Origin of the sequence: Nocardioides sp. T5, from assembly GCF_048161455.1 — a bacterium.
GTDB lineage: Bacteria > Actinomycetota > Actinomycetes > Propionibacteriales > Nocardioidaceae > Nocardioides.
This window is the reverse complement of record NZ_CP182415.1, coordinates 1148189-1169544: the sequence shown is the minus strand read 5'-3', so window position 1 is coordinate 1169544 and position 21356 is coordinate 1148189. Positions and strand designations below refer to the sequence as shown.

Sequence of the window (21356 nt, the reverse complement as noted above, 5' to 3'; positions counted from 1 at the left end):
CTCGCCGCCTCACCCGGCCAGGTCGAAGGCCCCCAGTCCCTCGCCCAGCACACGCGGGCGGGAGACGCCCGACTTGCGGCCGGGATAGACGTACGCCACCCCGCTCGTGCGGTCCCGGACGATGTAGTCGGCCGAGCCCTTGAGCGTCATCGCCTGCACGCCCAGCACCCAGTCGAAGCCGGAGAGGTCGGCCGGCAGGCCGGCAGGAGAGGGCACCACGCCGCCCTTGACCTGGATGGCGTTGCTGAAGCCGGAGCCGTTGCCGGGCCAGACCATCAGCGAGCCGCCGGCAGGGGTGCCGATCACATCGGGCAGCCCGTCGCCGGTCACGTCGCCGACCGCTCTCAGGCCCTGCACCTGTCCCCAGCCCTGGCCGAGGACGGTGCCCGCCGCGAGGGCACCGGTGCCGGTGCCGGCGAAGAACCACAGCTGGCCCGAGCCGTCACGGGTGAGCACGTCGCCGAGGCCGTCGCGGTTGACGTCGCCGGCGTTGAGGATGGTGTCCATCCCGGCGAAGGAGACGCCGGTGTCGATCGGGGCGCCGAGCTCGAAGGTGTCGCGGTTGGCGACGACCACGAGCTGCTTGCCCGCGACGCCGATCAGGTCCGCCCCGGCACCGCCGACGAGGTTCGCGCCGGTGATCCAGCGCATCGTCTTGAGGTTGGTCGCCGGGCCCAGCGCGGCGCCGAAGGTGCCGTCACCGCGTCCGGGCATCAGCATCATCTTGCCCTTGGACGAGCGGGCCACCAGGTCGGAGCGTCCGTCGCCGTTGAAGTCACCGGCGACGACCCGGTTGTAGCCGCTCCAGGCCCCGGCGACGCGCTTGGGCGACGCGAACCGGCCGGTGCCGTAGCCCGTCTGGAGGAAGAGGCGGTTCTTGGTGCGGAGGAGGAGATCGACGCGACCGTCACCGTTGGTGTCTCCGGCACCGATGAGCTGCCGGTAGTTGCCGTAGCCCTTGCGGGTGACCTTGCGGGAGAAGCCACCCTTCTCCGTGCCCAGCAGCGTCGCGAGACGACCCTTGAAGCGGGCCACCAGGTCGTTGCGGCCGTCGCCGTTGATGTCACCGGCTGCGGTGATCAGCGAGTAGCCGCGCAGGCGCAGCTTGCGGGTGGTCTTGCCGAACTTGCCGTTGCCCTTGCCGGCGCGCACCCGGACGTCGCCGGACTTGTCGGCCGTGACCAGGTCGGGGAGGCCGTCACCGGTCAGGTCGGGCGAGACGACGACGTCGGCGCGCTTGTTCCAGCCCTTCTTGCCCACCACGGTGCGCTTCTGGAACGACGTGAGGCCACCGGTCGGCAGCACCAGGCCACGGCCGTCGGACGCCCGGCGCACGACCAGGTCCGGGTAGGGCGAGCCATCGAGGTTGTTCTGCGGAGCGGGCTCGGAGATCGGGACCTCCTGCGGCTGCGTGGGCGCCGGCGCCGGTGCCGTCTGCGCGGCGTACGTCCTGATCAGCGGCAGCTGGGCGTAGAGGTACTTGCCGGGGCAGGCCGTGGAGCCGGCGTCACGGTGCCCGTTGATCGCCTGGAACGTGCCACGCCCGATCTTCTGCGACGTCGACGCGGGGTTGACCCCGTGAAGCGAGAGCTTCCACGCGAACAGCGCGCCGTAGGAACGCAGCATGACGTCGGGCGGCTGGACGGTGTCGAAGTTGCCGATGGCCGACATCGCGAACGAGTAGTCGTTGTAGTTGAGCGTGTGGGCGCCCACGACGGGACGGTCGATGCCGCCGTAGCGGCCCTCCCAGATCCGGCCGAACCGGTCGACGAGGAAGTTGTAGCCGATGTCGCTCCAGCCGCGCGACTTCACGTGGTAGGCGTAGATGCTGCGCAGGAGCGCCGGCACCTGGGCCTCGCTGTAGTTGTTGGCGTTCACCGTGTGGTGGACGAAGCCGCCGCTGATCGAGCCGTAGCGCAGGGAGCTCTTGTTGCGGATGCTCTCGTCGGCGCCCCACTGGGCACGCGAGAAGATGGTCGGCTGCGCGACGGCCTGCTTGCGCGCGGCCTGGAGGGTGATGCCCTCGGAGGCGGCATCCGTGCCGTCCTGCTGCGCGAACTCCTCGTCGTACGACGCGCCGGGATCTGCGCCGGCGGAGTCGGCGGGCGCCTCGGTCTCGGTCCTCGTGGCGGACCCCGGGTCCACCACGGCGAGGGAGAGGTCGTCGGGCAGGGCGACGCCGTCGGTGCGGGCCTCGACCTGGACGTCGTCCACGTCGCCCACGAAGGTCGGCTCGGTGCCGGGACGGGCTGATGCCGCCTCGGCGCTGCCCGGGTCGGGCCCGTGCTCGTCGTGGTACTCCAGGTCCTCCCAGGCGCTCCACTCGTCGCCGTCACGGGTGCGGACGCGGAGGGTGATCTGGTCCTCCTCGAGCTCCTCGCCGCCGGCCCAGGTGACCCCGACCGCGCCGAACGCGTCCACCGGCTGCGGCGTGCTGACCACGCGCGCCTCGGTGGCACCGCCGGCGACGCTGCGACCGCGCAGCCCGGCGAACCCTCCGGACTCCCCGGTCAGCGGTACCTCGGTGACGGTCGGCGTGACTGCCGTGGTGGGGACCGTCGCCGACATGAGCGCCGCGGGGGCGGTCGTGGCGGCGGGGGCGCCGGGCGCCTCCCCCACGATGTCGAGGGACACGACACCGGAGGCGGGGGTGAGCACGACGAGCACGACACCGAGCGCCAGCACCTGCTGGCAGAAGGTGACGAGACGGGCCTGAAGAGGACGCATGACAAGACTCCTGCTGTGTGGGGGAAGGTCACACAAGGCAGGAGTTTCACACCAGTCACATCAGTCACGGAAGGGTTTCTGAGTAACTACAACGCTGTAATTTCCACTCGACACGCCGTTACACCGGTGTCATTCTCACCGATCCGCCCCCGGAAATGCCGCAAGCGGTGCGTGGGACACGTTTCTCGTTCCAGAAACGTGTCCCACGCACCGCTCGGCAGGCGGCTAGGCGGGCACCTCAGATGTCGGCGCCGAGGCCGTCGTCCTCGCCCTGCTCGTCGTCGCCCTCGTCGTAGTGGAGGTAGCGGATGCCCTCCTCGACGTCACCGTCGAAGCCCAGGCGCCCGCTCTCCATGACCAGGACGCGGTCGCAGAGGTTGCGGACCGAGCCGGGGGCGTGCGAGACGTAGAACATCGTCACGCCCGAGCGCACGATCTCGTCCATGCGCCGCTTGCACTTGCGCTTGAACGGCCGGTCCCCCACCGCCAGAGCCTCGTCGGCGATGAAGATGTCGGCATCGACGTTGACCGCGACCGAGAAGCCGAGGCGCGCCTTCATGCCGGAGCTGTAGTAGGCGACCTCGGTGTCGAGGAACTTCCCGAGGTCGGCGAAGTCGACGATCTCGTCGAACTTGCGGTCGGTCTCGGCCCGCGACATCCCCAGGATGGCGGCGTTGAGGTAGAGGTTCTCCCGACCGCTCAGGTTGTTGTCGAAGCCCGTGCCGGTGGCGATCAGCCCCGCGATGCGCCCGCGCGTGAGCACCGAGCCGCTGTCGGGGCGCATCACGCCGCTGATGAGCTTGAGGAGCGTCGACTTGCCCGAGCCGTTGAGGCCCATCACGCCGACCGCCTCCCCCTCGCGCACGGTGAAGCTGACGTCGTCGACGGCGTTGAAGCTGTCGTGGGTCTTGCGGCCGCGGGCCTTGGCCAGCACGGTCTGCTTGAGCGAGCGCTGGTAGGACAGCGTGAAGGACTTGGTGGCGTTCTCCACCTGGATCATCGTCGTCATCAGAGGCGCTCCGGGACCCGGGCCTCGAGACGGGCGAAGATCCGCTGGGCCAGCACCAGCAGCACGAACGCGATGGCCGTCATCACCAGCCCCCGCGTGAACAGGTGGTCGGGCAGGTGCACCGCGGCAGTCGCCTCGGGGTCGCTGGTGGTGCCGGTCCAGAACCCGCGCTGGATCAGGAGCACGGCCTCGGCCATCGGGTTGAGCAGGTAGTAGCTCGCGATCGGCTCGCCGAAACGCTCCTGCACGAGGGTGTAGGGGTACATCATCGGCACGCTGAAGGTGACGAACTGGGTGAGGGTCTGCGCGACCTTGCCGATGTCGCGCATGAACACGTTGCCGACGCTGAACAGCAGCCCGAGGGCCAGCCCGAGCGACGCGGTGAGGGTGAAGCCCAGCAGCGCCGCCGCCATCCCGACCGGGTCGGGGCGCCAGCCCAGGAAGAGGCACGGCACCACGAGGATCACCAGCATCGGGACGGTGTGCCAGGCGGCGACGAGCATGCGGGCCACCGGGAACATCTCGCGGGGCACCGGCAGCTTGGTGATCAGCGACCTGTTCTGCACCAGCGACTGGGTGCCGCCGTTGAAGGTCTCGGTGAAGAAGTGCACGATCACCATGCCGGCGAACAGGTGGATGGCGAAGTTCTCCATCCCGGCGCCGCGGCCGATCATCACCTGGAACAGGAAGTAGAACATGCAGAACCGGATGGCCGGCTGCAGGTAGCTCCACACCCAGCCCAGCACCGTGCCCTGGTAGCGCGACTTGATGGTGTTGCGCACCAGCATGCTGAGCAGGTAGCGACGGCGTACGACCTCGCTGAGGCCCGTGGCCGCGGGCGGTGCCAGCGGCAGGGCCTCCAGCTCGGCCGTCGTGCGCCGGGCCGGGCCGGGGGCTGTCGTGCTCACGGGCGGCTCACTCGGGCATGCCCGCAGGACGGTCGGTGTCGTCGGTCCACGGGGCGAAGGTCTTCTCCCACGCCTCGGGCGAGGTGATCTCACCGAGGGCGTCGCGGTACTGCTGGGCCAGGGCCGGCCACTCGCGGTGGAATCGCGCGTGGATCTCGACCGTGCGCTTCATCAGGTCGCGGAACTTGTCCGGGTCGCGCTCGTAGAGCGCTGCGGACGTGCCGTCGGGCATGGAGACCACGGCCGAGTCGTAGCGGGCGATGCGGTACCACTTCGCGTCCATGGCCGGGATCTCCGCCTCGGGGTGGCTCCGCGAGGTGGGACGCACCGGCTTGAGCTGGCGCAACGGCATCGTGGCGGCCCGCACCAGCAGCGAGACCCGGCCCGGCACGCCCGAGTCGTCCTTGCCCTTGCGCGGCGGCTTGTGCCGCCGCACGGCCGGGAAGGTGTCGGGGTCGACCTGCAGCTGCGCGTCGGTGAACTGCTTGCGGAACGCATTCACCTCCGCGAGCTTGCCCGGGAGCATCTCGTGCAGCTCGCGCGGACCCGCGAGCACGTCCTCCATCGCCTTCAGCCGCAGCTCGACCGTGGAGTACTGCATCGAGACCAGGTGGGCGATCTGGTGGTTGAGGCTCTCGCGCACCATCCGGCCCCCGCGCTCGTAGGCCGAGTGCAGCAGTGCGGCGACGAAGCGGTTGCGCTGGTGGAAGTAGGCCTGCCAGTCGAGCGCGTCGTTCTTGTCGGTCCACGGGATGTGCCACACGGCGGCACCGGGCAACGAGACCGTCGGGTAGCCGGCCTCCTTCGCCCGCAACCCGAACTCCGAGTCGTCCCACTTGAGGAACAGGGGCAGGCTGAGCCCGATCGTCTCGAGCACCTCGCGCGGGATCAGGCACATGAACCAGCCGTTGAAGTCCACGTCGACACGCTTGTGCAGCCACCGGGTGGAGCGCAGGTTGCGCGCGCCGAAGTCCCAGTCCTGGAAGACGCCCGGCGCCGAGAGCCACCAGAAGCGCCACGGGGTGATGATCTCGCCGAAGCTGTGCAGCCGGGTGCGCGCGTAGATCGAGAACATGTGGCCGCCGACGATCGTCGGGCGGCGGGCCAGGTCGCCGAAGGTGACGGAGCGGATGATGCCCTCGGGCTCGCAGATGACGTCGTCGTCCATCATCATCGCGTAGGTCGCGGTGCCCTTGCGCACGGACTCGAGCTGGCCGCGGGCGTAGCCGCCGGACCCGCCGAGGTTCCCCTGCTCGATCACCCGCAGCTTGTCGCCGAGGGCCTCGGCGGCCGCCGGGAAGAACTCGGAGTCCCGCATCTTCTGCGTTCCCTGCTCCATCACCATGACCTCGTCGAGGTAGGCATGCAGCTCCGGTGCGTCGCCGAGCTGTCCGAGCAGCTTGGCGACGAAGTCGGGACGGTTCATCGTGGTGATGCAGAGGTCGACCGTGCCGTGCTGGGAGCGGTCCTCCGGCACCTCCGCCGTCCACTGGGCCGAGCGGACCACGACGTCGTGGTCGCCCGCGACGACGTCGTACCAGTACCAGCCGCCGTCGACGAACGGCTTCAGCGGCAGCTCGAAGGTGAAGGTCGACGTCGACTCCTCCCCCGTGGCGACGGTCTCGACGCGCTGCGAGCGACCGTTGGCCATCGAGCGGTAGACGGTCAGGGTCGCGCCCGCACCCTCGACGGTCACGGTGAGCGTGACGTCGGTGACGACGGTGTGACGCCGCCAGTAGGACGCCGGGAAGGCGTTGAAGTAGGAGCCGAAGGAGATGCGCTGCTCCGCCTGCAGCGCGAGCGCCTCGCGGTCGAGGATCTGGTCGGGGTGGATGGTGGCGCCCGAGGACACCGACTGGCGCATCTGCGCGCTGTTGAGGTTCTGCGCCGCCCGGCTGGAACCGACCTCGTACTTGTCGGCGTCGAGCACGGCCGGCTCGGGGTCGACGTAGAGCCGGAACACGTCGGTGTCGCGGTCCAGCGGCAGGATCTGCCGCTGCAGCAGCCGGGTGACGGTGCCGGCGGACGTGGGTGTGGCGGTCGTGGGTGCGTCAGTGGTGGTGCTCATGCGTCGATGCCTCCGCTCGTGAGCTCGGCGCCCTCGGTGAAGTGCGGCTTGAGCTTGTTGTCGTACATCGACAGGGCGGCCCCGATGGCCATGTGCATGTCGAGGTACTTGTAGGTGCCCAGGCGGCCGCCGAACAGCACCATCGGCTCGGCCTTGGCCAGCTCGCGGTACTTCATCAGCTTGGCGCGGTCGTCGGCGGTGTTCACCGGGTAGTAGGGCTCGTCGCCCTCCTCGGCGAAGCGGCTGTACTCGTGGACGATCACGCTCTTGCCGGGCAGGTGGGTCTTCTCCCGCTCGGGGTGGAAGTGCTTGAACTCGATGATGCGCGTGTAGGGCACGTCCTGGTCGTTGTAGTTGACCACGCCGGTGCCCTGGAAGTCGTCGGTGTCGACGACGCTCTCCTCGAGGTCGACGGTGCGCCACGACAGGCGGCCCTCGGAGTTGCCGAAGTACTCGTCGACCGGGCCGGTGTAGACGATGGGGACCTTGCCCTTGAACTCGTCCGCCACGGCGAAGAAGTCCGTCTCGAGGCGGACCTCGATGTTGGGGTGGTCGGCCATCCGGGTCAGCCACGCGGTGTAGCCGTCGACCGGCAGGCCCTCGTAGGTGTCGCTGAACCAGCCGTTCTGGAACGTGTAGCGCACCGGGAGGCGGGTGATGATGTCGGCGCTCAGCTCGGTGGGGTCGGTCTGCCACTGCTTGGCTGTGTAGCCCTTGATGAACGCCTCGTAGAGCGGGCGGCCGATCAGGCTGATCGCCTTCTCCTCGAGGTTCGAGGCGTCCTCGGTCGCGACCTCGCTCGACTGCTCCGCGATCAGCGCGCGGGCCTCGTCGGGGGTGTGCGACTTGCCGAAGAACTGGTTGATCAGCGCGAGGTTCAGCGGCAGGGAGTAGACCTGCCCCTGGTACTTGCCGAAGACGCGGTGGCGGTAGTCGGTGAACGACGTGAACCGGTTGGCGTACTCCCAGACGCGCTCGTTGGAGGTGTGGAACAGGTGCGCGCCGTACTTGTGCACCTCCACGTTGGTCTCGGGGTCACGCTCGGAGTAGGCGTTGCCGCCGAGGTGGTGGCGGCGCTCGAGGATGAGCACACGGAGACCGAGCTCCTCGGCGCACCGCTCGGCGATCGTGAGACCGAACAGTCCGGCGCCGACGATGACGAGGTCGGGCAGCTGGTCGCTGTCGGTGGTGAGGCCCTGGGACAAGGGATGAACTCCTTGGGTGAGAAACGCTGGGTGAGTCTATCGAGGGGGGCGGGCGGAAGCGGTCAGGCGGCGCATGCCCCGCGCGGACGCCATGGCACGGATCACGTTGCGGGCCTCGGCCCGGCCGCCGCGCACCGGGCTGAGCAGCACCACGACGAGGGTGATCAGCCACGGCTTCAGGCGCACCAGCACGTTCTCCCCGTGGCGCAGGTGCACCACGAAGAGGTTGCGGTACATGTAGAAGCCCTTCCAGCCCGACAGGTCGTGCTGCTGGTTGAAGTCGAGCTGGCGGACCAGGACGGCGTCGCGCACCGCCCAGATCCGGCGACCGGCCCGGCGGGCGCGGACGGCGTACTCCGCATCGTCGTAGAAGATGAAGAAGGACGGGTCGGGGAAGCCGATCTCCTCGATCACGCCGCGACGGACCATGAAGCCCTCGAAGGCGACGTTGTGGACCTCGACCAGCTCAGGCATCGAGGCGCGGTCGGCGTAGGTGCTGTCGACCGAGGCGCGCTTGGGCTTGATGGCCAGGGGGTTGCGGAGGTCGAAGTCGACGGCCGCCTTCTCCACCAGCGCGCCGGACAGGTCCTCGCGCACGGCGATGAGGCAGTCCTCGTCGACCGCCATGAGCGCCTCGAGGCACCCGGGCGCGGGGACCACGTCGTCGTCCATCAGCCACACGCGGTCCCACCCGGCGTCGTACGCCGCCCGCACGCCGAGGTGGAAGCCGCCCGCGCCGCCCAGGTTGTCCGGGCTGTGGGTGACGTGGAGCGGCAAGTCGGTCCGCGCCTCGAGCACCGCACGGGTGTGGTCGGTGCTGGCGTTGTCGACGACGATGACCGCGTCGGGCCGGTGCGTCTGGGCGGCGAGCCCGTCGAGCATCCCGGCGAGCAGGTCGGCGCGGTTGAAGGTGACCACGACGACCGCCACCGTCTCCGTCCCAGGAGCGGCCGGGGCGGTCACGACAGGAACTTCCGGTGGCCGTCGAAGTCACCCGCGATGCCGGCGCGCATGGCACTCGCGCTGAGCCGCAGCCGGGAGAGGCTGGGGCGGGTGAAGGCGTAGAACCACGCGGTCTTCACGACGAAGGCCAGCGCGTGCAGCGGGCCGCGGTAGTCGCGCAGGTTGACCAGGTTGTTGCGGGCCATGCAGTAGTGCTTGAGGTCGCTCGGGGAGTCGTTGTAGGTCGTGCGGCCGAACATCATCGGCGTGCCGAGGTTGCCGACGCTGGGGTGGCGCACCGCGGCGGTGACCACCGTGGCGACCCGCGCGCCGGCCTCCTCCGCGCGGAGCCGGTACTCGTGGTCGTCGCCCCAGATGAAGAACTCCTCGCGCGGCAGACCGATCCGGTCGACGAGCTCCTTGGTGACCAGGACGCCGTTGAAGGGGATGACGATCCCGTCGATGCGGTCCTGCTTCGCCGCCCGGCGTACGTCGTCGACGGCATGCACGACGCGGGTGCGCCCGGGCAGGCGGATGGGGAACACCAGCCGGTCGGGGTCGGCCTCGTCGATCACCAGCGGACCCCAGAAGTCCAGGTTGTCGGTCTCCAGCAGCAGCCGGTCGAGGCAGTCGAGGTCCGGCAGCCCGTCGTCGTCCATCAGCCAGACCAGGTCGGCACCGCGGTCGATCGCCCAGGCGAGGCCGTCGTGGAAGCCGCCGGCACCGCCGCGATTGGTCCTGAGCGTGCGTCCGCTCAGCGGGACCTCGCCGGTGGTCGGGCTGGCGGCGAGCCACTTCCCCGTGCCGTCCGACGAGGCGTTGTCGACGACCAGGACCTCGGCCACGCCGCCGATCTGCCCGAGTCGCGCCACCAGCTTCTGGAGCAGCGGGAGGCGGTTGAAGGTGACCACGACCGCGACGATGCGGGGCTGGGGTCCGGTGGTCACGGCGTACACACTAGGGGCGCGGCAGGCACGCTCAGCAAACCGCGCCCAGGTCCTCCGACTGGTTGGCGGCGTAGCCCGTGGACAGCGAGCCGAGCGATCCGCCCGTGACGGCCGGAGGCGTGCTCGGCGTCGCCGGGGCGGCCGGCGTCGGGGCGGTGCCCTGCTCCGGTGCCGGGGACTCGGCCGCCGGGGCGGGGGTCTCGGCTGTCTCGTCGTCGGTCTCGGCCGGCGCGGCCTCGGCGGTCTGCTCGGGCGCGCGGCCCTCCGCCTTGGCGATGGCCGCAGCGACCTTGGCGTGGACCAGGTCGATGTCGGGGTTGGCCGTGTTGACCATGGGCGGCACGAGGGACAGCGTGGCGATCTTCTGGCTCTTGGCCTTGAGCGCGAGGTCGACGAAGCGGTCCACCTCGCCGCGCGGGACGTTGGTGGAGACCATCGCCGAGCTGGCGCCGGCGATCTTCTCGAAGTTGCGCAGGGCGACCTGCGGGCTGACCTGCTGCAGCATCGCGCCCATCACGCACTTCTGGCGCGCCATGCGCGAGTAGTCGTCGGAGTCGTGCCGCGCCCGCGCGAACCAGAGGGTGTCCATGCCGTCGAGGGTGCGGGTGCCGGGCTCGATGTAGCGGAAGAAGGAGTCGCTCGGCAGGCCGACCGGGATGCGCTGGCGGACGTTGAGCTCGACGCCGCCGACGGCGTCCACGAGGTCCTTGAAGCCCTCGAGGTTCACCATCGCCCAGTAGTTCATCTCCAGGCCGGTGATGCCCTCGACGCCCTCGATGGTCGCGTCGACGCCGGGGTTCTTCGAGCCCTTGAACAGCGCCGCGTGGTCGAGCGCCCAGGTGGCCAGGCCGTTGAGGTACATCCCCTCCTCGTTGAAGCCGTCGGGGAACTGCTCACCCATCACCGAGCCCTCGGGGAACGGGAAGTTCTGCATGTTGCGCGGCAGCGAGATGAGCAGCGCCTTGCCGGTCTCGGCGTCGATGCTCGCCACGGTCATCGAGTCGGGGCGCAGGCCCCAGCGGCCGGCACCGGCGTCGCCACCCATGAGCAGCACGTTGTAGCGCCCGTGGTGGGCGCCGACGGCCTTGCCGTCGCCGAACATCGAGAGCATGAAGTCGCGCTGCACGCCGACGACGTGGGCGCCGAAGAGCAGCGCGCCCGCGACGCTGAAGCACAGGAAGCCGTTGACCCCGACGACCGCGAGCCGGTGCTGGCGCTGCAGGGTCAGGGGCTGGCCGAGCCGCCAGGCGTCGACGAAGAGGTAGGCCCAGCCGACGGCGAGCGCCATCAGGCCGAGGCGGAGCACCTGGAGCAGCACCGTGCTGGTGCCGGCCCAGAAGGCGAGCCCGTGCCAGAAGTACGACGTCACGACCGCCAGGAGGCCGACGACGAGCAGCGTGAGCCAGGTCCACAGCGCGATGCGGCCCACCCGACGGTTGCCGGACACCAGCTGCGCCGATCCCGGGAGGAACAGGGTCATCAGCATCAGGGTCACGGCACGGCGGAACCGGACGCGCTGGGCGCGGTCCATCGTGGTGAACCGCTGCTGGTGCGACCCGGAGGGCGGGACGGACGGCATCGGAGGGCCTCTCTCTGCTGGGGGAAGTCAGCCCGCCCAGTATCACCAGTCACACCCGTCCCACCGGGGCGCGACGCGCCGGAGCACGCCGGTCAGCCGGAGAGCCCGCTCACCCCTCGCGGCCCCGGTCGATCTCGGTCTTGCGCGCCAGCCGGTGCGCCCTGCGGATCTCCGCCTCGCGCTGGCGTCGTACGTCGCCGGGGGTCTCGGTCTCCAGCGGCGGGACGGGCCGCGGGTGCCCGTCCTCGTCGATGGCGACGAAGACGAAGTAGGCGCTGGCGACATGGACCGGCTCGTCGCCCGCGTTGCCCCAGGGCTGGGCCTCCACCCGCACGCCGATCTCCATCGAGGAGGTGCCCGCCCAGTTGACCTGGGCGTAGGTCTTGATGATGTCGCCGACGTGGACCGGTGCGAGGAAGGTCATCTCGTCCATCGCCGCGGTGACCGCCGGCCCGCCGCTGTGCCGGTGCGCGACGGCGCCCGCCGTGGAGTCGGCGAGCTTCATGATCTCGCCGCCGTGCACGTTGCCCAGCAGGTTGGCCTCGCTCGAGTGCGCCATGATCCCGAGGCTCACCCGGCTGTACGACGTGGGGCGCGGACTGCTCACGCATCGCACGGTAGCGTCTTTGCCCATGGCTGATCGTCCGCAGGGCTCCGGGGTGCCCGAGAAGGGAACACCCGAGTACGACTGGCTCTACGGGAGCCAGTCGAAGAACCCGCCGAGCGACGCCACGCAGCGCGTCGAGGCCCAGCAGGCGGGCGGCTCGGGAGCCGACGCGACCCGGGTCATGCCGGTGGCGCGCCGCGAGTCGCGCGGGTCGGGCGGGCAGCCGCCGGGCCCGACGCGTACGCCGGCCCCGACGCCGCCGCCGCGGCCGAAGAAGAAGCGCGGCCGGCGTCTGGGCCTCGGCCTGATCCCCCTCGTGCTGGTCCTGCTGCTGGTCTACCTCCTGGGCGTCCCGCTCTACCACTGGACGACGATCGACAAGGTCGACGCCGCACCCTCGGGCGACCGGCCCGGCGACCAGCCCGGCACCAACTACCTCATCGTCGGGTCCGACAAGGCCGACGACCTCACCGACGAGCAGCGCGAGGTGCTCGACACCCCCGAGCGCGGCGGCACCAACACCGACACGATCATCGTCCTCCACACCGGCTCCGGCGGGCGCACGATGATGTCGATCCCCCGCGACACCCTCGTCGAGGTCCCCGACGGCGGCACGCAGATGATCAACGCCGCCTTCGCGAGCGGCGGGGCGCCCCTGCTGGTCCAGCGGGTGGAGGCGCTGACCGGCATCCACATCGACCACTACGTCGAGCTGGGCTTCGGCAGCGTCATCAACACCGTCGACGCCTTCGGCGGCGTGGAGATCTGCCCCAAGCAGGACATGAAGGACCCCCGTGCCCGGCTCGACATCGAGAAGGGCTGCCAGCAGGTCGACGGGATCACCGCCCTCGGCTACTCGCGCTCGCGCTACGTCACCGCGCTCAGCGACCTCGACCGGGTGGCGCGGCAGCGCGAGGTGATCAGCGCACTCGGCGACGAGGCGATGACGCCGTGGACCTTCCTCAACCCCGTGCGCTACTGGCGGATCAACGACGCCGCCTCCGGCGCCATCCGGGTCGACGAGGAGATGAACCCCGTCGACATGGGCCGCTTCGCCCTCGCGATGACCGGTGACAGCAAGACGTGCACGATGCCCAACCTGCCGGCTCCGAGCGACCCCAACCGGCTCGTCGCCGATCCCGACCGGGCCCCCGCGCTGTTCAACGCGATCATCGACGACTCCCAGGTCCCCGGGAAGGCGTGCACGCCGACGGGGCGCGCGCGCCAGTAGCGGCCCGCTCCACCCCAGACCGCCAGCGGGTGGTCCAGCCACAGTCCGTACGCCAGGAGTGTGGGTGGACCACCGCTCGGGCGTTCCCCCACCTGCCCCTTGAACGTCCGTGAGCAGGGTCGTACGCTGGCGATATATCGCGATACGTCACCGATAGATCACGACGTACCGCTCACCCGACGACGAGGAGCGCGACATGGGACACCAATGGCCCGGGGCCGACTGGCCCGAGAGCAACGACAACAACGACACCGGCAACGACACCCCCAGCGAGCGTGACTACCGCCGACCGCGCGGGACGTCCGACTGGAGCGGCTGGGGCCAGGCGTTCTCCGGCGGCGGCCGCGGCCACCGCGCCGGCGGTCCCCCGCCGTGGCTCGGCGAGATCTTCGGTTTCGCCAACGCTCCGCAGCGCCCCCAGCAGCGCGGCCCGCGGGTGCGGCGCGGCGACGTCCGCACCGCGATCATCGACGTGCTGCACCGGGCCCGGAAGGCCGACGAGCCGATCAACGGCTACCAGGTCATCCAGGAGATCGCCGAGCTGAGCAACGGCGAGTGGCGCCCCTCCCCCGGCTCGGTCTACCCGACCATCCAGCAGCTCCAGGACGAGGGCCTCGTGGAGTCCGACGACGAGCGCGGTCGCCGCACCATCCGGCTCACCGACTCGGGTGTCGCCTGGGCCGAGGACAACGGTGCCGACCTCGCAGCCGTGTGGGCGCCCTTCACCCGCGCCGAGGAGACCTCCTCGGACCAGCCGTCCGGCCACGCCGACATCAAGAGCGAGATCGGACAGGTCGTCAGCGCGGTCTGGCAGCTGGCCACGCAGGGCTCGGAGCAGCAGAAGAAGGCCGCCCTCGACGTGCTCGTCGACACCCGTCGTCGGCTCTACGGCGTCCTCGCGGACGGACGGGACGGCGAGCGATGACCGTGCCGGACCCGCGCCTGCGCATCGCCGACAGCGACCGCGAGCGGGCGATGGCCGACCTCGCGATGCACTACGCCGACGGGCGCCTCGACCACGAGGAGTACGACGAGCGGCTCGACGCCATCTGGACGGCGCGCACCCGCGCCGACCTGGCGGCACTGTTCAGCGACCTGCCGCGCCCCCAGGCGCAGCCGGTCCGCACGCCGGCACGAGCCCAGGAGCGGCCCGGTTCGCGGCGCCGGTTCCCGCTGCTGCCGGTGCTGGCCGTGCTCATCGTCCTCAGCGTGATCGCCGACGCGCCGCTGTTCCTGCTCGTCTTCCCGCTGATGTGGTTCATGCACCGGCGTCGTGGTCCGTTCGCGCCGCCCCCGCCCGGGCGCGCCGACTACCGGCGCCACGGGCACCCGCACGGCTGGTAGACCGCGCCATCGCTTGAGCGTCCCGTCTGCGACGATGGCCCCGTGACGCGGGAGCCGGGGGTGGTGCGGGCGCAGGCTCCGCACGCCCTCGCCCGCGCCCTCGCGGCGACGACCGTCGCCGTCGTCGGCGCCACCGCAGCCCACACGTGGGCCGGTGGCAACGTCCCGACCGGCCCCGGTCTGGCGCTCGTCACGGCCGTCGTCCTCGCCGGGAGCCTGCTGGTCTTCCGCCGTGACGTGCCCGGCTGGGCCTTGCTGCCGGCGGTGGCCGCCGCGCAGCTCGGCGTCCACGAGTCCTACGGCCTCGTCGCCGGCCACGACCACGCCGCCGTCACCGCCACTGACCCGGGCTGGTCGTGGCAGATGGCCGCGGCGCACGTCTTCGTCACCCTGCTCACCGCGGTCCTGTGGTGGGCCGGGCGGCGCGCCGCGTCGTGCTCGGTCTCCGTCCGCGCGCACCCGGCCGTCCCGGTCGTCTCACGCGTACGGCGTCGCCCGTCCGCGGCCGCGCCGCGCTCCTCGCTCGTCCTCCTGCTCGTCCCCCCGAGGCGTGGTCCGCCTCCGGCGGTCCTACCCGCCTGAGTCCGGTCCGGGCTCGGGTGGTCAGGCGACCCCCAGGCACGCGACCCAGACCCGCACCACACCTCAGGAGAGACATGTCCATCCGTACCTTCGCGCGCCTCGGCGCGCTCCCGGCCGCCACTGCGGCCATCGCCCTCTCGCTCGCCACCCCGGCGAGCGCGCACGTCACCGCCACGCCGTCGACGGCCGCGGCCGGCTCCTACACCGTCGTCACGTTCAGCGTCGGCCACGGCTGCGAGGGCTCGCCCACCACGAAGCTCGAGATCCAGGTCCCGGAGTCGGTGCTCTCGGTGACCCCGAGCCGCAACCCCTTCTACGACGTCGAGAAGACGATCGAGCAGCTCGACGAGCCGGTGGCCGACGCCCACGGCAACGAGGTCACCGAGCGGACCGCGTCGATCGTCTACACCGCGACCACACCGCTCCCCGACGGGGAGCGCGACGCGTTCGAGCTGTCCTTCCAGCTCCCCGACGCCGAGGGCGAGATGCTGACCTTCCCGACGGTCCAGACCTGCCAGACGGGCGAGACCGGCTGGGTCGAGGTCCCCGCCGAGGGCCAGGACGCCGACGAGCTCGAGAGCCCGGCGCCGGCGTTCGAGATCGTCGCCGCCGAGGGCGGGGGCCACGGTGACGACGCTGCCGCCGAGCCTGCCGCGGACGAGGCGGAGACCACCGACGACGGCGAGACCACCGAGACCACCGAGGCTGCCGCCGACGCAGGCGACAGGCTCGCCGGCCCTCGGCTGGGCCGGCCTGGTGGCCGGCCTGCTCGGCCTGGCCGCCGGCGGTCTCGCCCTCGCCCGGACGCGCTCGACCTCGTGACGTCGGCGGCGCGACCGGTGCGGCGGCACCCGGCCCTCCCCCCGGGTGGGGCCGGGTCGCTGCCGCACTGGTCGCGCTCGCGCTCGTCGTGCTCGGGGCCGCGCCGGCCTCGGCGCACGCCGAGCTGATCGAGACCGACCCGGTCGAAGGGGCGGTCGTGGAGACGGCCCCCGACACCGTCACGCTGACCTTCAACGAGCCGGTGCGGCTGACGTCGCAGGAGGTCGCTGTCTACGACGCCGAGGGTGACGAGGTCGACTCGACCGCGGGCGCCAACGGCACCGAGGTGACCGTCGACCTCGCCGGTGCGGCTGACCTCGCCGACGGCACCTACGTCGTGTCGTGGAACGTCCTCTCCGGCGACGGCCACCCGATCTCGGGGGCGCTGACGTTCTCGGTCGGCGCGCCCTCGGCATCCGTGACGGCAGCCCCCGAGCCGCAGAGCTCCTCGACCGCGGTGACCGTGGTGCGCGACGTGGTCGCCGTCGTCACCTACGTCGGCCTGCTGCTCGCGGCAGGCCTCGCGCTGTTCCTCGCGCTGGTCCTCCCCCGCACCTGGACCGGCACCGAGACACGTGCCCGCCTGCGCCGGCTGCTGACGTACGCCGCCGCGGCGGGCGCCGCTGGCATCGTCCTGCAGGTGCCGGTCGCGGCCGTCTACGGGCAGGGCCTCGAGCTCACCGACGTCGTGTCGGCGTTCGACCCCGGCCTCGTCGTCAACGAGCTGCTGAGCGCCGTGATGGTGCTCGCCGGGCTGGGCGTCGCGGTGTGGGCGGCCTCCGACGCGCCTCCCGACCGCACGCGCGGCTGGCTGCTCGCAGGGGGCGCCGTGCTGGCGCTCGCAGGCCCGTCGGTGGTCGGACACACCCGTGCCTACGAGCCGTCACCGCTGCTCGTCGCCGCCGACGTGCTCCACCTGGTGGCGGGCGCGGCGTGGTTCGGCGGGCTCGTCGGCCTCGTGCTGTCGCTGCGGGCGCTCGCCGGGCGCGAGGTCGTCGCCGCGTCGACGCTCGCCCGGTTCTCCACCCTCGCCGGCGGCCTGCTGCTGGCGGTCGCCGCCACGGGCACGTTCCTGGCCTGGCGCATCGTGGGGTCGTGGTCCGGACTGGTCGAGACCCGCTACGGCTGGCTGCTCCTCGCCAAGGTCGCGATCGCGCTGCTGGTCGCCGGCCTCGGCGGCTGGAACCGCTGGCGCACGCTCTCGACCGTCACCCGCGCGGTCGGCTTCGGTGACCGCGAGCGCGCCGCCGCCGCAGTCACCCGGACCGTCCGGGCCGAGGCGGTGCTGCTCGCCGCGCTGCTCGGCGTCACCGGCGTCCTGGTCAACCAGTCGCCGCGCCCGGCGCCCGTCACAGCAGCCTCCGGCACCACCGGGGTCGGCGCGGCCACGGCCGGCGACCTGCGCGTGCTGGCGGTGATGGACCCCCGGCGTACGGGCTCCAACACCCTGCTCGTGCAGGTGCAGGACGCTGCCGGCGAGCCGTACGACCCGCCGGTCAACCCGGTCGTCTCACTGCGCACCGAGGGGCTCGACCTCGGCACGGTCGTGGTGACGCCGATCGCCGCGGGCACCTACCGCGGCGAGGTCGTGGTGCCGCGCGCAGGTGAGTGGGAGGTCCAGGTCGGCATCGCGCTCAGCCGCTTCGACAACCCGGTCACGACCCTCAGGCTGAACGTGCGACCGTGAGCTCCACCGGCACCGTGTGCAGGAACCCGTCGACACGCACCTGCGCGAACAGACGGTAGTCACCGGGGTCGTCGATCTCGGCGTGGAAGGTCAGCTCCGAGCCGCCCTCCGTGACCTCCGGGGCGGCGAGCGGGTGCAGGTGCACCATGGCGCCGGTCTCGCGGTGGAACCCCGTCACGTGGCTGTAGGCGCCGAGGTAGGTGCCGAGCTCGACGGGCCGGCCCTCGGCGTCGCGCACGACGAGCCGCAGCTCGCCGTCGGGGCCCGTCGTCGGGACCTCGGCCACTGACACGGACACCGCCCGGTCCTCCGCGGCGGTGTCGCCCGGGTCACCCGGCGGCAGCGCCAGGGGACGGCCGAGCACGACGTGGTCGCCGTTGCCGCCCTCGTCCACCGCGATGAACTCGGTGACGACCCGGTAGCCGCCGGCGTCCGGGACGTCGAAGGGCGCGGTCCACGTGCCGTCCTCGGCCCGCGTGGGGTGCAGGTGCCGGAAGACGGTCAGGTCGTCGTTGACGACGTAGAGGTGGAGCTCCTTGGTCAGCTCCTCGACGTAGTCGGTGACGGGCTCGCCGTCGTGGTCGTCGATGCGGAAGCGCAGCTCCCCGATGCCGTCGGGTCGCTCGCGCACCTGAAGTCCGGCGAGCGAGTAGCCCACCTCGCTGACACGGGTGCCGTCGCCGACGGCCAGGGAGGTGTGGCCCTGGCCGGGGGCGTGCGTGTGTCCCGCCTCGACCTGGCCGTCCTGGCTGTCGGAGCCGCCCGAGCCAGCATCGCCCGAGCTGCACCCGGCCAGCAGCACGCCGGTCATGACGAGTGGCAGGGCGGAGCGGAGCGCGGGCTTCACGGGGACGATCCTCCCCCACGACGCCAGAGCGGGGTCAGCCCGGGCGCACCACGGCAACCGGGCACTCCGCGCGCTGCAGCACGGCCTGGCTCACCGAGCCGAGCAGCAGGCCTCCGAAGAAGCCGAGACCGTGCGAGCCGACGACGAGGAGGGAAGCGTTGTGGGACGCGTCGACCAGGCACCGCACCGGTGCCACCGGGACGGTCTCCTGCTCGAGCACGACGTCCGGGTGGTCGGCCACCAGACCGGCGACGCTCTCGGCCAGCAGGACCTGGCGGTGGGCCAGTCCCTCGAGCGCCCGGGGCTCGCTGTTCCACACGTCGGTCGACGGCGCGCGGGTGCGCCAGGCGTGGAGCGCGACCACCGTCTCGCCGGTCCGCTCGGCCCGTCGGCACGCATAGTCCAGCGCCGCCGAGCTGGTCGCCGAGCCGTCGACGCCGACCACGATGCGGCGGGCGGTGCCCTCCCGGGTGGGACGTACGACGACGACGGGGCAGGGCGCGTGCCGGGCCAGGTGCTGGCTCACGGAGCCGACGAGCAGGTCCTCGGTGCGACCGTGCCCACGGCTCCCGACGACCACCATCTCGGCGGACGCCGCCGCACCCAGCAGCTCGCCGGTCACGTGGCCGACGCGGGTCTCGGCGACGACGTCGAGGTCGCCCAGCGTCTCCTCGATGCCGGCCAGCGCCTCCTCGCCGCGGTGGACCGCCTCCGCGCCCCACGGCGAGGTGACGACGTCGTCCACGGCGACGACGTGGAGGCCACGACCGGTGCCGCGCGCCTCCTCCGACGCCCAGCGCAGGGCGAGCTCGGCCTCCGGGGAGCCGTCGTAGGCGACCAGGATCCGTCGGGTGGGCGTGTGCGTGGTGTCCATGCTCCCAGCGTGTGCCGTGCGCGCGTGGCGCGACAGGTGAGGACGGCCCGTCCCGGTGGGGTCCAAGGACCCTGCCGACCCCGCGCGAGTCGCCGTACCGTCAGTGCATGGACGAGCCGATCACCCGCTTGGGCACCGAGGAGTGCTGGGAGTTCCTGCGCCACCACGAGTTCGGCAGGCTGGCCCACCACCTCGCCGACGAGGTGCACATCGCACCCGTCAACTACGCCGTGGACCACGACCCCGCGACCGGTCGCCGGTCGCTGCTGTTCCGGACCGCCGAGGGGTCGAAGCTGCTCGGGGTCGTGATGAACCCCGACGTCGCCTTCGAGGTCGACGAGATCGTCGGCGAGCACGCCACCAGCATCGTGCTGCGCGGCCGAGCCCGCCGCCTCGAGGAGGACGAGGAGCACCGCGCCGACAACCTCCCACTCCGTCCGTGGGTCTCCACGTCGAAGTACAACGTCGTCGAGGTCGACGTCACCGAGATCAGCGGGCGCCACTTCGAGCTGTCGCGTCCCTGGCGGCACATGACGCCCGACTGACTGCTCGCCCGGCGTCAGCCCAGCACCGCGACCGATGCGGCGTACGCCCCGGCGCACACGCCGAGCCCGACCGCGAGACTCGCGACGGAGTTGACCAACGCGGTCGACCACGACCCCTCCTCGATGAGCCGGATCGTCTCGAAGCCGAAGGTCGAGAAGGTCGTGAACGCACCGCAGAGTCCCGTGCCGACCAGCGCCAGGACCCACGACGGGGGCGACAGCGCCACCACGCTGCCCGCGGCGACGCCCAGCACGAGCGACCCGAGGACGTTGACCGTGAACGTGCCCCACGGGAATACGCTGTCGTGGCGGGCCTGCACGAGGAGGTCGGTCAGGTAGCGCAGCGGAGCGCCCACCGCTCCCCCGACGAGGACCATCAGGACCGTCACGGACGACCGCCCGGATCCCGGCGCTCGTCGCGGCCGGCGTAGCGGACGACCTCCACCGGCTCGATCATCACGAGTCCCTCGATGGCCAGGTCCTCGAGGCCGGGGAGGAAGGCCCGCACCTTGTCCTCGGCGTCGACCACGACGACGAGCACGGGAAGGTCCTCGCTCAGCGACAACAAGCGGGTGGTGTGGACGTGGTGGGACCTGCCGAAGCCCTCGATGCCCCGGAAGACGCTGGCACCGGCGAGCCCGGCGCGGTGGGCGCGGTGCACGACCTCGGTGTAGACGGGACGGCCGTGGAACTGGTCGGACTCGCCGACCATGATCGTGAGCCGGACGGCAGGGGCGTCGATCTCCATCACTGGTCCTCCTGGTCGGTCGACAGGGTGTCGGCATGCTCGGCGGTGGCAGAGCGACGACGTCGTCGCACGCCCGCCACCGTCGCGCGGGCAGAGACGATGCCGATCCAGACGGCGGCGAGCCCGACGAGCAGGGTGGCGGCGAGATAGGTGAAGGCAGTGCCCTCGTGGCCGGCGGCGAGCAGGTCGCGCGCGTCGAGCATGTAGGTCGAGAACGTGGTGTAGCCCCCGAGGACACCCACGCCGAGGAACGGGCGGAGGTAGCGGCGCGGGGGCCAGACGTCGAGGACGAACACCATCAGCGCACCTAGGGCGAACGCGCCCGTGCAGTTCTCGACGAACGTCGACCACGGGAACCCGTTCGGGCCGGTCGGGAGCGCCTCCCCCACGGCCCACCGCCCCAGGCTGCCCAACGCGCCGCCGGTAGCGATCACCACCAGCACGTCGGCGTGGGAGCGGACCAGACCGGGCCCACCCCCGGACCGGGAGGGCCGGGCGACGTCCTCCGGGCCGACGTCGGGGTCGACCGGGAGACCGGCGATCGTGGAGTCTTCGACGGACTCGTGCTCGGGCATGGATCTCCTACCTCGTCAGGTAGGGACTGTTGGTGGCGGTCGCCACGGTTGTCGGCGAGCCCCACCGCCTTCGTGTCGGCACCATGCTACCCAGTCGGGTCCGTGCCGG

The 21356-nt window shown here is 71.6% G+C and carries 21 protein-coding genes; 7 read left to right on the top strand and 14 right to left on the bottom strand.

The window, feature by feature from the left end; all coding sequences use genetic code 11:
• Positions 1 to 9 precede the first annotated feature (9 nt).
• The 9 genes from ACNKF0_RS05590 to ACNKF0_RS05550 all read right to left on the bottom strand — a co-directional run bounded on the left by ACNKF0_RS05590 (position 10) and on the right by ACNKF0_RS05550 (position 11992).
• A complete protein-coding gene (locus ACNKF0_RS05590) occupies positions 10 to 2727 on the bottom strand; it encodes an FG-GAP-like repeat-containing protein (protein WP_416956479.1) in 2718 nt (905 codons plus the stop codon).
• 238 nt (positions 2728 to 2965) lie between these two features.
• On the bottom strand, positions 2966 to 3736 hold the full coding sequence (locus ACNKF0_RS05585; protein WP_416956477.1) for an ABC transporter ATP-binding protein: 771 nt from the start codon (positions 3734 to 3736) through the stop codon (positions 2966 to 2968).
• Positions 3736 to 4644, bottom strand: coding sequence for an ABC transporter permease (locus ACNKF0_RS05580; protein ID WP_416956475.1), 909 nt, complete (start codon positions 4642 to 4644; stop codon positions 3736 to 3738). The genes ACNKF0_RS05585 and ACNKF0_RS05580 overlap by 1 nt, the downstream gene beginning before the upstream one ends.
• 7 nt (positions 4645 to 4651) lie before the next feature.
• Positions 4652 to 6712, bottom strand: coding sequence for a glycosyltransferase (locus tag ACNKF0_RS05575; protein ID WP_416956473.1), 2061 nt, complete (start codon positions 6710 to 6712; stop codon positions 4652 to 4654).
• A complete protein-coding gene (gene glf / locus ACNKF0_RS05570) occupies positions 6709 to 7917 on the bottom strand; it encodes a UDP-galactopyranose mutase (protein WP_416956471.1) in 1209 nt (402 codons plus the stop codon). Before glf ends, ACNKF0_RS05575 begins: the two co-directional genes overlap by 4 nt.
• 36 nt (positions 7918 to 7953) lie before the next feature.
• Complete coding sequence (locus ACNKF0_RS05565; protein WP_416956469.1) at positions 7954 to 8880, bottom strand: glycosyltransferase family 2 protein; 927 nt, start codon at positions 8878 to 8880, stop codon at positions 7954 to 7956.
• Positions 8877 to 9806 (bottom strand): glycosyltransferase, encoded by a 930-nt coding sequence (locus ACNKF0_RS05560; RefSeq protein ID WP_416956467.1) that lies wholly within the window; start codon positions 9804 to 9806, stop codon positions 8877 to 8879. Before ACNKF0_RS05560 ends, ACNKF0_RS05565 begins: the two co-directional genes overlap by 4 nt.
• 31 nt (positions 9807 to 9837) lie before the next feature.
• Positions 9838 to 11385, bottom strand: coding sequence for an LCP family protein (locus ACNKF0_RS05555; RefSeq protein WP_416956465.1), 1548 nt, complete (start codon positions 11383 to 11385; stop codon positions 9838 to 9840).
• Between the two features lie 109 nt (positions 11386 to 11494).
• A complete protein-coding gene (locus tag ACNKF0_RS05550; protein ID WP_299922113.1) occupies positions 11495 to 11992 on the bottom strand; it encodes an acyl-CoA thioesterase in 498 nt (165 codons plus the stop codon).
• Between the two features lie 25 nt (positions 11993 to 12017).
• Between ACNKF0_RS05550 and ACNKF0_RS05545 the strand changes: the two genes are divergently transcribed.
• The 6 genes from ACNKF0_RS05545 (at position 12018) to ACNKF0_RS05520 (ending at position 17658) form a co-directional block, all read left to right on the top strand.
• The gene (locus ACNKF0_RS05545) at positions 12018 to 13223 is read left to right on the top strand and encodes an LCP family protein (protein ID WP_416956462.1); all 1206 of its coding nucleotides are present in this window, start codon (positions 12018 to 12020) and stop codon (positions 13221 to 13223) included.
• 196 nt (positions 13224 to 13419) lie between these two features.
• Positions 13420 to 14148, top strand: a complete 729-nt coding sequence (locus ACNKF0_RS05540; protein WP_416956460.1) for a PadR family transcriptional regulator — start codon at positions 13420 to 13422, stop codon at positions 14146 to 14148.
• Positions 14145 to 14567, top strand: a complete 423-nt coding sequence (locus tag ACNKF0_RS05535; RefSeq protein WP_416956458.1) for a DUF1707 SHOCT-like domain-containing protein — start codon at positions 14145 to 14147, stop codon at positions 14565 to 14567. The genes ACNKF0_RS05540 and ACNKF0_RS05535 overlap by 4 nt, the downstream gene beginning before the upstream one ends.
• A gap of 42 nt (positions 14568 to 14609) precedes the next feature.
• Positions 14610 to 15149 carry a hypothetical protein gene (locus ACNKF0_RS05530; RefSeq protein ID WP_416956456.1) on the top strand — a complete coding sequence of 180 codons (540 nt, stop codon included), beginning with the start codon at positions 14610 to 14612 and terminating at the stop codon, positions 15147 to 15149.
• A 74-nt stretch (positions 15150 to 15223) separates the two neighbouring features.
• A complete protein-coding gene (locus tag ACNKF0_RS05525; RefSeq protein WP_416956454.1) occupies positions 15224 to 16099 on the top strand; it encodes a YcnI family protein in 876 nt (291 codons plus the stop codon).
• Positions 16060 to 17658: a copper resistance CopC/CopD family protein gene (locus ACNKF0_RS05520; RefSeq protein ID WP_416956452.1), complete on the top strand. Its 1599-nt coding sequence runs from the start codon at positions 16060 to 16062 to the stop codon at positions 17656 to 17658. The genes ACNKF0_RS05525 and ACNKF0_RS05520 overlap by 40 nt, the downstream gene beginning before the upstream one ends.
• Here the strand turns inward: ACNKF0_RS05520 and ACNKF0_RS05515 are convergent.
• Both ACNKF0_RS05515 and ACNKF0_RS05510 read right to left on the bottom strand, forming a co-directional pair.
• On the bottom strand, positions 17636 to 18505 hold the full coding sequence (locus ACNKF0_RS05515; protein ID WP_416956450.1) for a hypothetical protein: 870 nt from the start codon (positions 18503 to 18505) through the stop codon (positions 17636 to 17638). The two genes, ACNKF0_RS05520 and ACNKF0_RS05515, sit on opposite strands and share 23 nt — an antisense overlap.
• Before the next feature lie 34 nt (positions 18506 to 18539).
• On the bottom strand, positions 18540 to 19379 hold the full coding sequence (locus ACNKF0_RS05510) for a universal stress protein (RefSeq protein ID WP_416956448.1): 840 nt from the start codon (positions 19377 to 19379) through the stop codon (positions 18540 to 18542).
• A gap of 107 nt (positions 19380 to 19486) precedes the next feature.
• On the opposite strand from ACNKF0_RS05510, the gene ACNKF0_RS05505 reads away from it, so the two are divergent.
• A complete protein-coding gene (locus tag ACNKF0_RS05505; protein WP_416956446.1) occupies positions 19487 to 19924 on the top strand; it encodes a pyridoxamine 5'-phosphate oxidase family protein in 438 nt (145 codons plus the stop codon).
• Between the two features lie 14 nt (positions 19925 to 19938).
• Here ACNKF0_RS05505 and crcB read toward each other — a convergent pair whose 3' ends face one another.
• Genes crcB through ACNKF0_RS05490 form a run of 3 tightly spaced genes read right to left on the bottom strand, consistent with a single transcriptional unit; the run spans position 19939 to position 21247 of the window.
• Positions 19939 to 20313 carry a fluoride efflux transporter CrcB gene (gene crcB / locus ACNKF0_RS05500; RefSeq protein ID WP_416956444.1) on the bottom strand — a complete coding sequence of 125 codons (375 nt, stop codon included), beginning with the start codon at positions 20311 to 20313 and terminating at the stop codon, positions 19939 to 19941.
• Positions 20310 to 20672: a DUF190 domain-containing protein gene (locus ACNKF0_RS05495; protein ID WP_299922128.1), complete on the bottom strand. Its 363-nt coding sequence runs from the start codon at positions 20670 to 20672 to the stop codon at positions 20310 to 20312. Before ACNKF0_RS05495 ends, crcB begins: the two co-directional genes overlap by 4 nt.
• On the bottom strand, positions 20672 to 21247 hold the full coding sequence (locus tag ACNKF0_RS05490) for a fluoride efflux transporter FluC (RefSeq protein ID WP_416956441.1): 576 nt from the start codon (positions 21245 to 21247) through the stop codon (positions 20672 to 20674). Before ACNKF0_RS05490 ends, ACNKF0_RS05495 begins: the two co-directional genes overlap by 1 nt.
• Positions 21248 to 21356: the final 109 nt, after the last annotated feature.

Coding starts and splice junctions, on each gene's coding strand:
- ACNKF0_RS05590 (WP_416956479.1), bottom strand. CDS start 2,727: ATGCGTCCTCTTCAGGCCCGTCTCGTCACCTTCTGCCAGCAGGTGCTG.
- ACNKF0_RS05585 (WP_416956477.1), bottom strand. CDS start 3,736: ATGACGACGATGATCCAGGTGGAGAACGCCACCAAGTCCTTCACGCTG.
- ACNKF0_RS05575 (WP_416956473.1), bottom strand. CDS start 6,712: ATGAGCACCACCACTGACGCACCCACGACCGCCACACCCACGTCCGCC.
- ACNKF0_RS05555 (WP_416956465.1), bottom strand. CDS start 11,385: ATGCCGTCCGTCCCGCCCTCCGGGTCGCACCAGCAGCGGTTCACCACG.
- ACNKF0_RS05545 (WP_416956462.1), top strand. CDS start 12,018: ATGGCTGATCGTCCGCAGGGCTCCGGGGTGCCCGAGAAGGGAACACCC.
- ACNKF0_RS05540 (WP_416956460.1), top strand. CDS start 13,420: ATGGGACACCAATGGCCCGGGGCCGACTGGCCCGAGAGCAACGACAAC.
- ACNKF0_RS05535 (WP_416956458.1), top strand. CDS start 14,145: ATGACCGTGCCGGACCCGCGCCTGCGCATCGCCGACAGCGACCGCGAG.
- ACNKF0_RS05525 (WP_416956454.1), top strand. CDS start 15,224: ATGTCCATCCGTACCTTCGCGCGCCTCGGCGCGCTCCCGGCCGCCACT.
- ACNKF0_RS05510 (WP_416956448.1), bottom strand. CDS start 19,379: ATGGACACCACGCACACGCCCACCCGACGGATCCTGGTCGCCTACGAC.
- ACNKF0_RS05505 (WP_416956446.1), top strand. CDS start 19,487: ATGGACGAGCCGATCACCCGCTTGGGCACCGAGGAGTGCTGGGAGTTC.
- ACNKF0_RS05495 (WP_299922128.1), bottom strand. CDS start 20,672: ATGGAGATCGACGCCCCTGCCGTCCGGCTCACGATCATGGTCGGCGAG.
- ACNKF0_RS05490 (WP_416956441.1), bottom strand. CDS start 21,247: ATGCCCGAGCACGAGTCCGTCGAAGACTCCACGATCGCCGGTCTCCCG.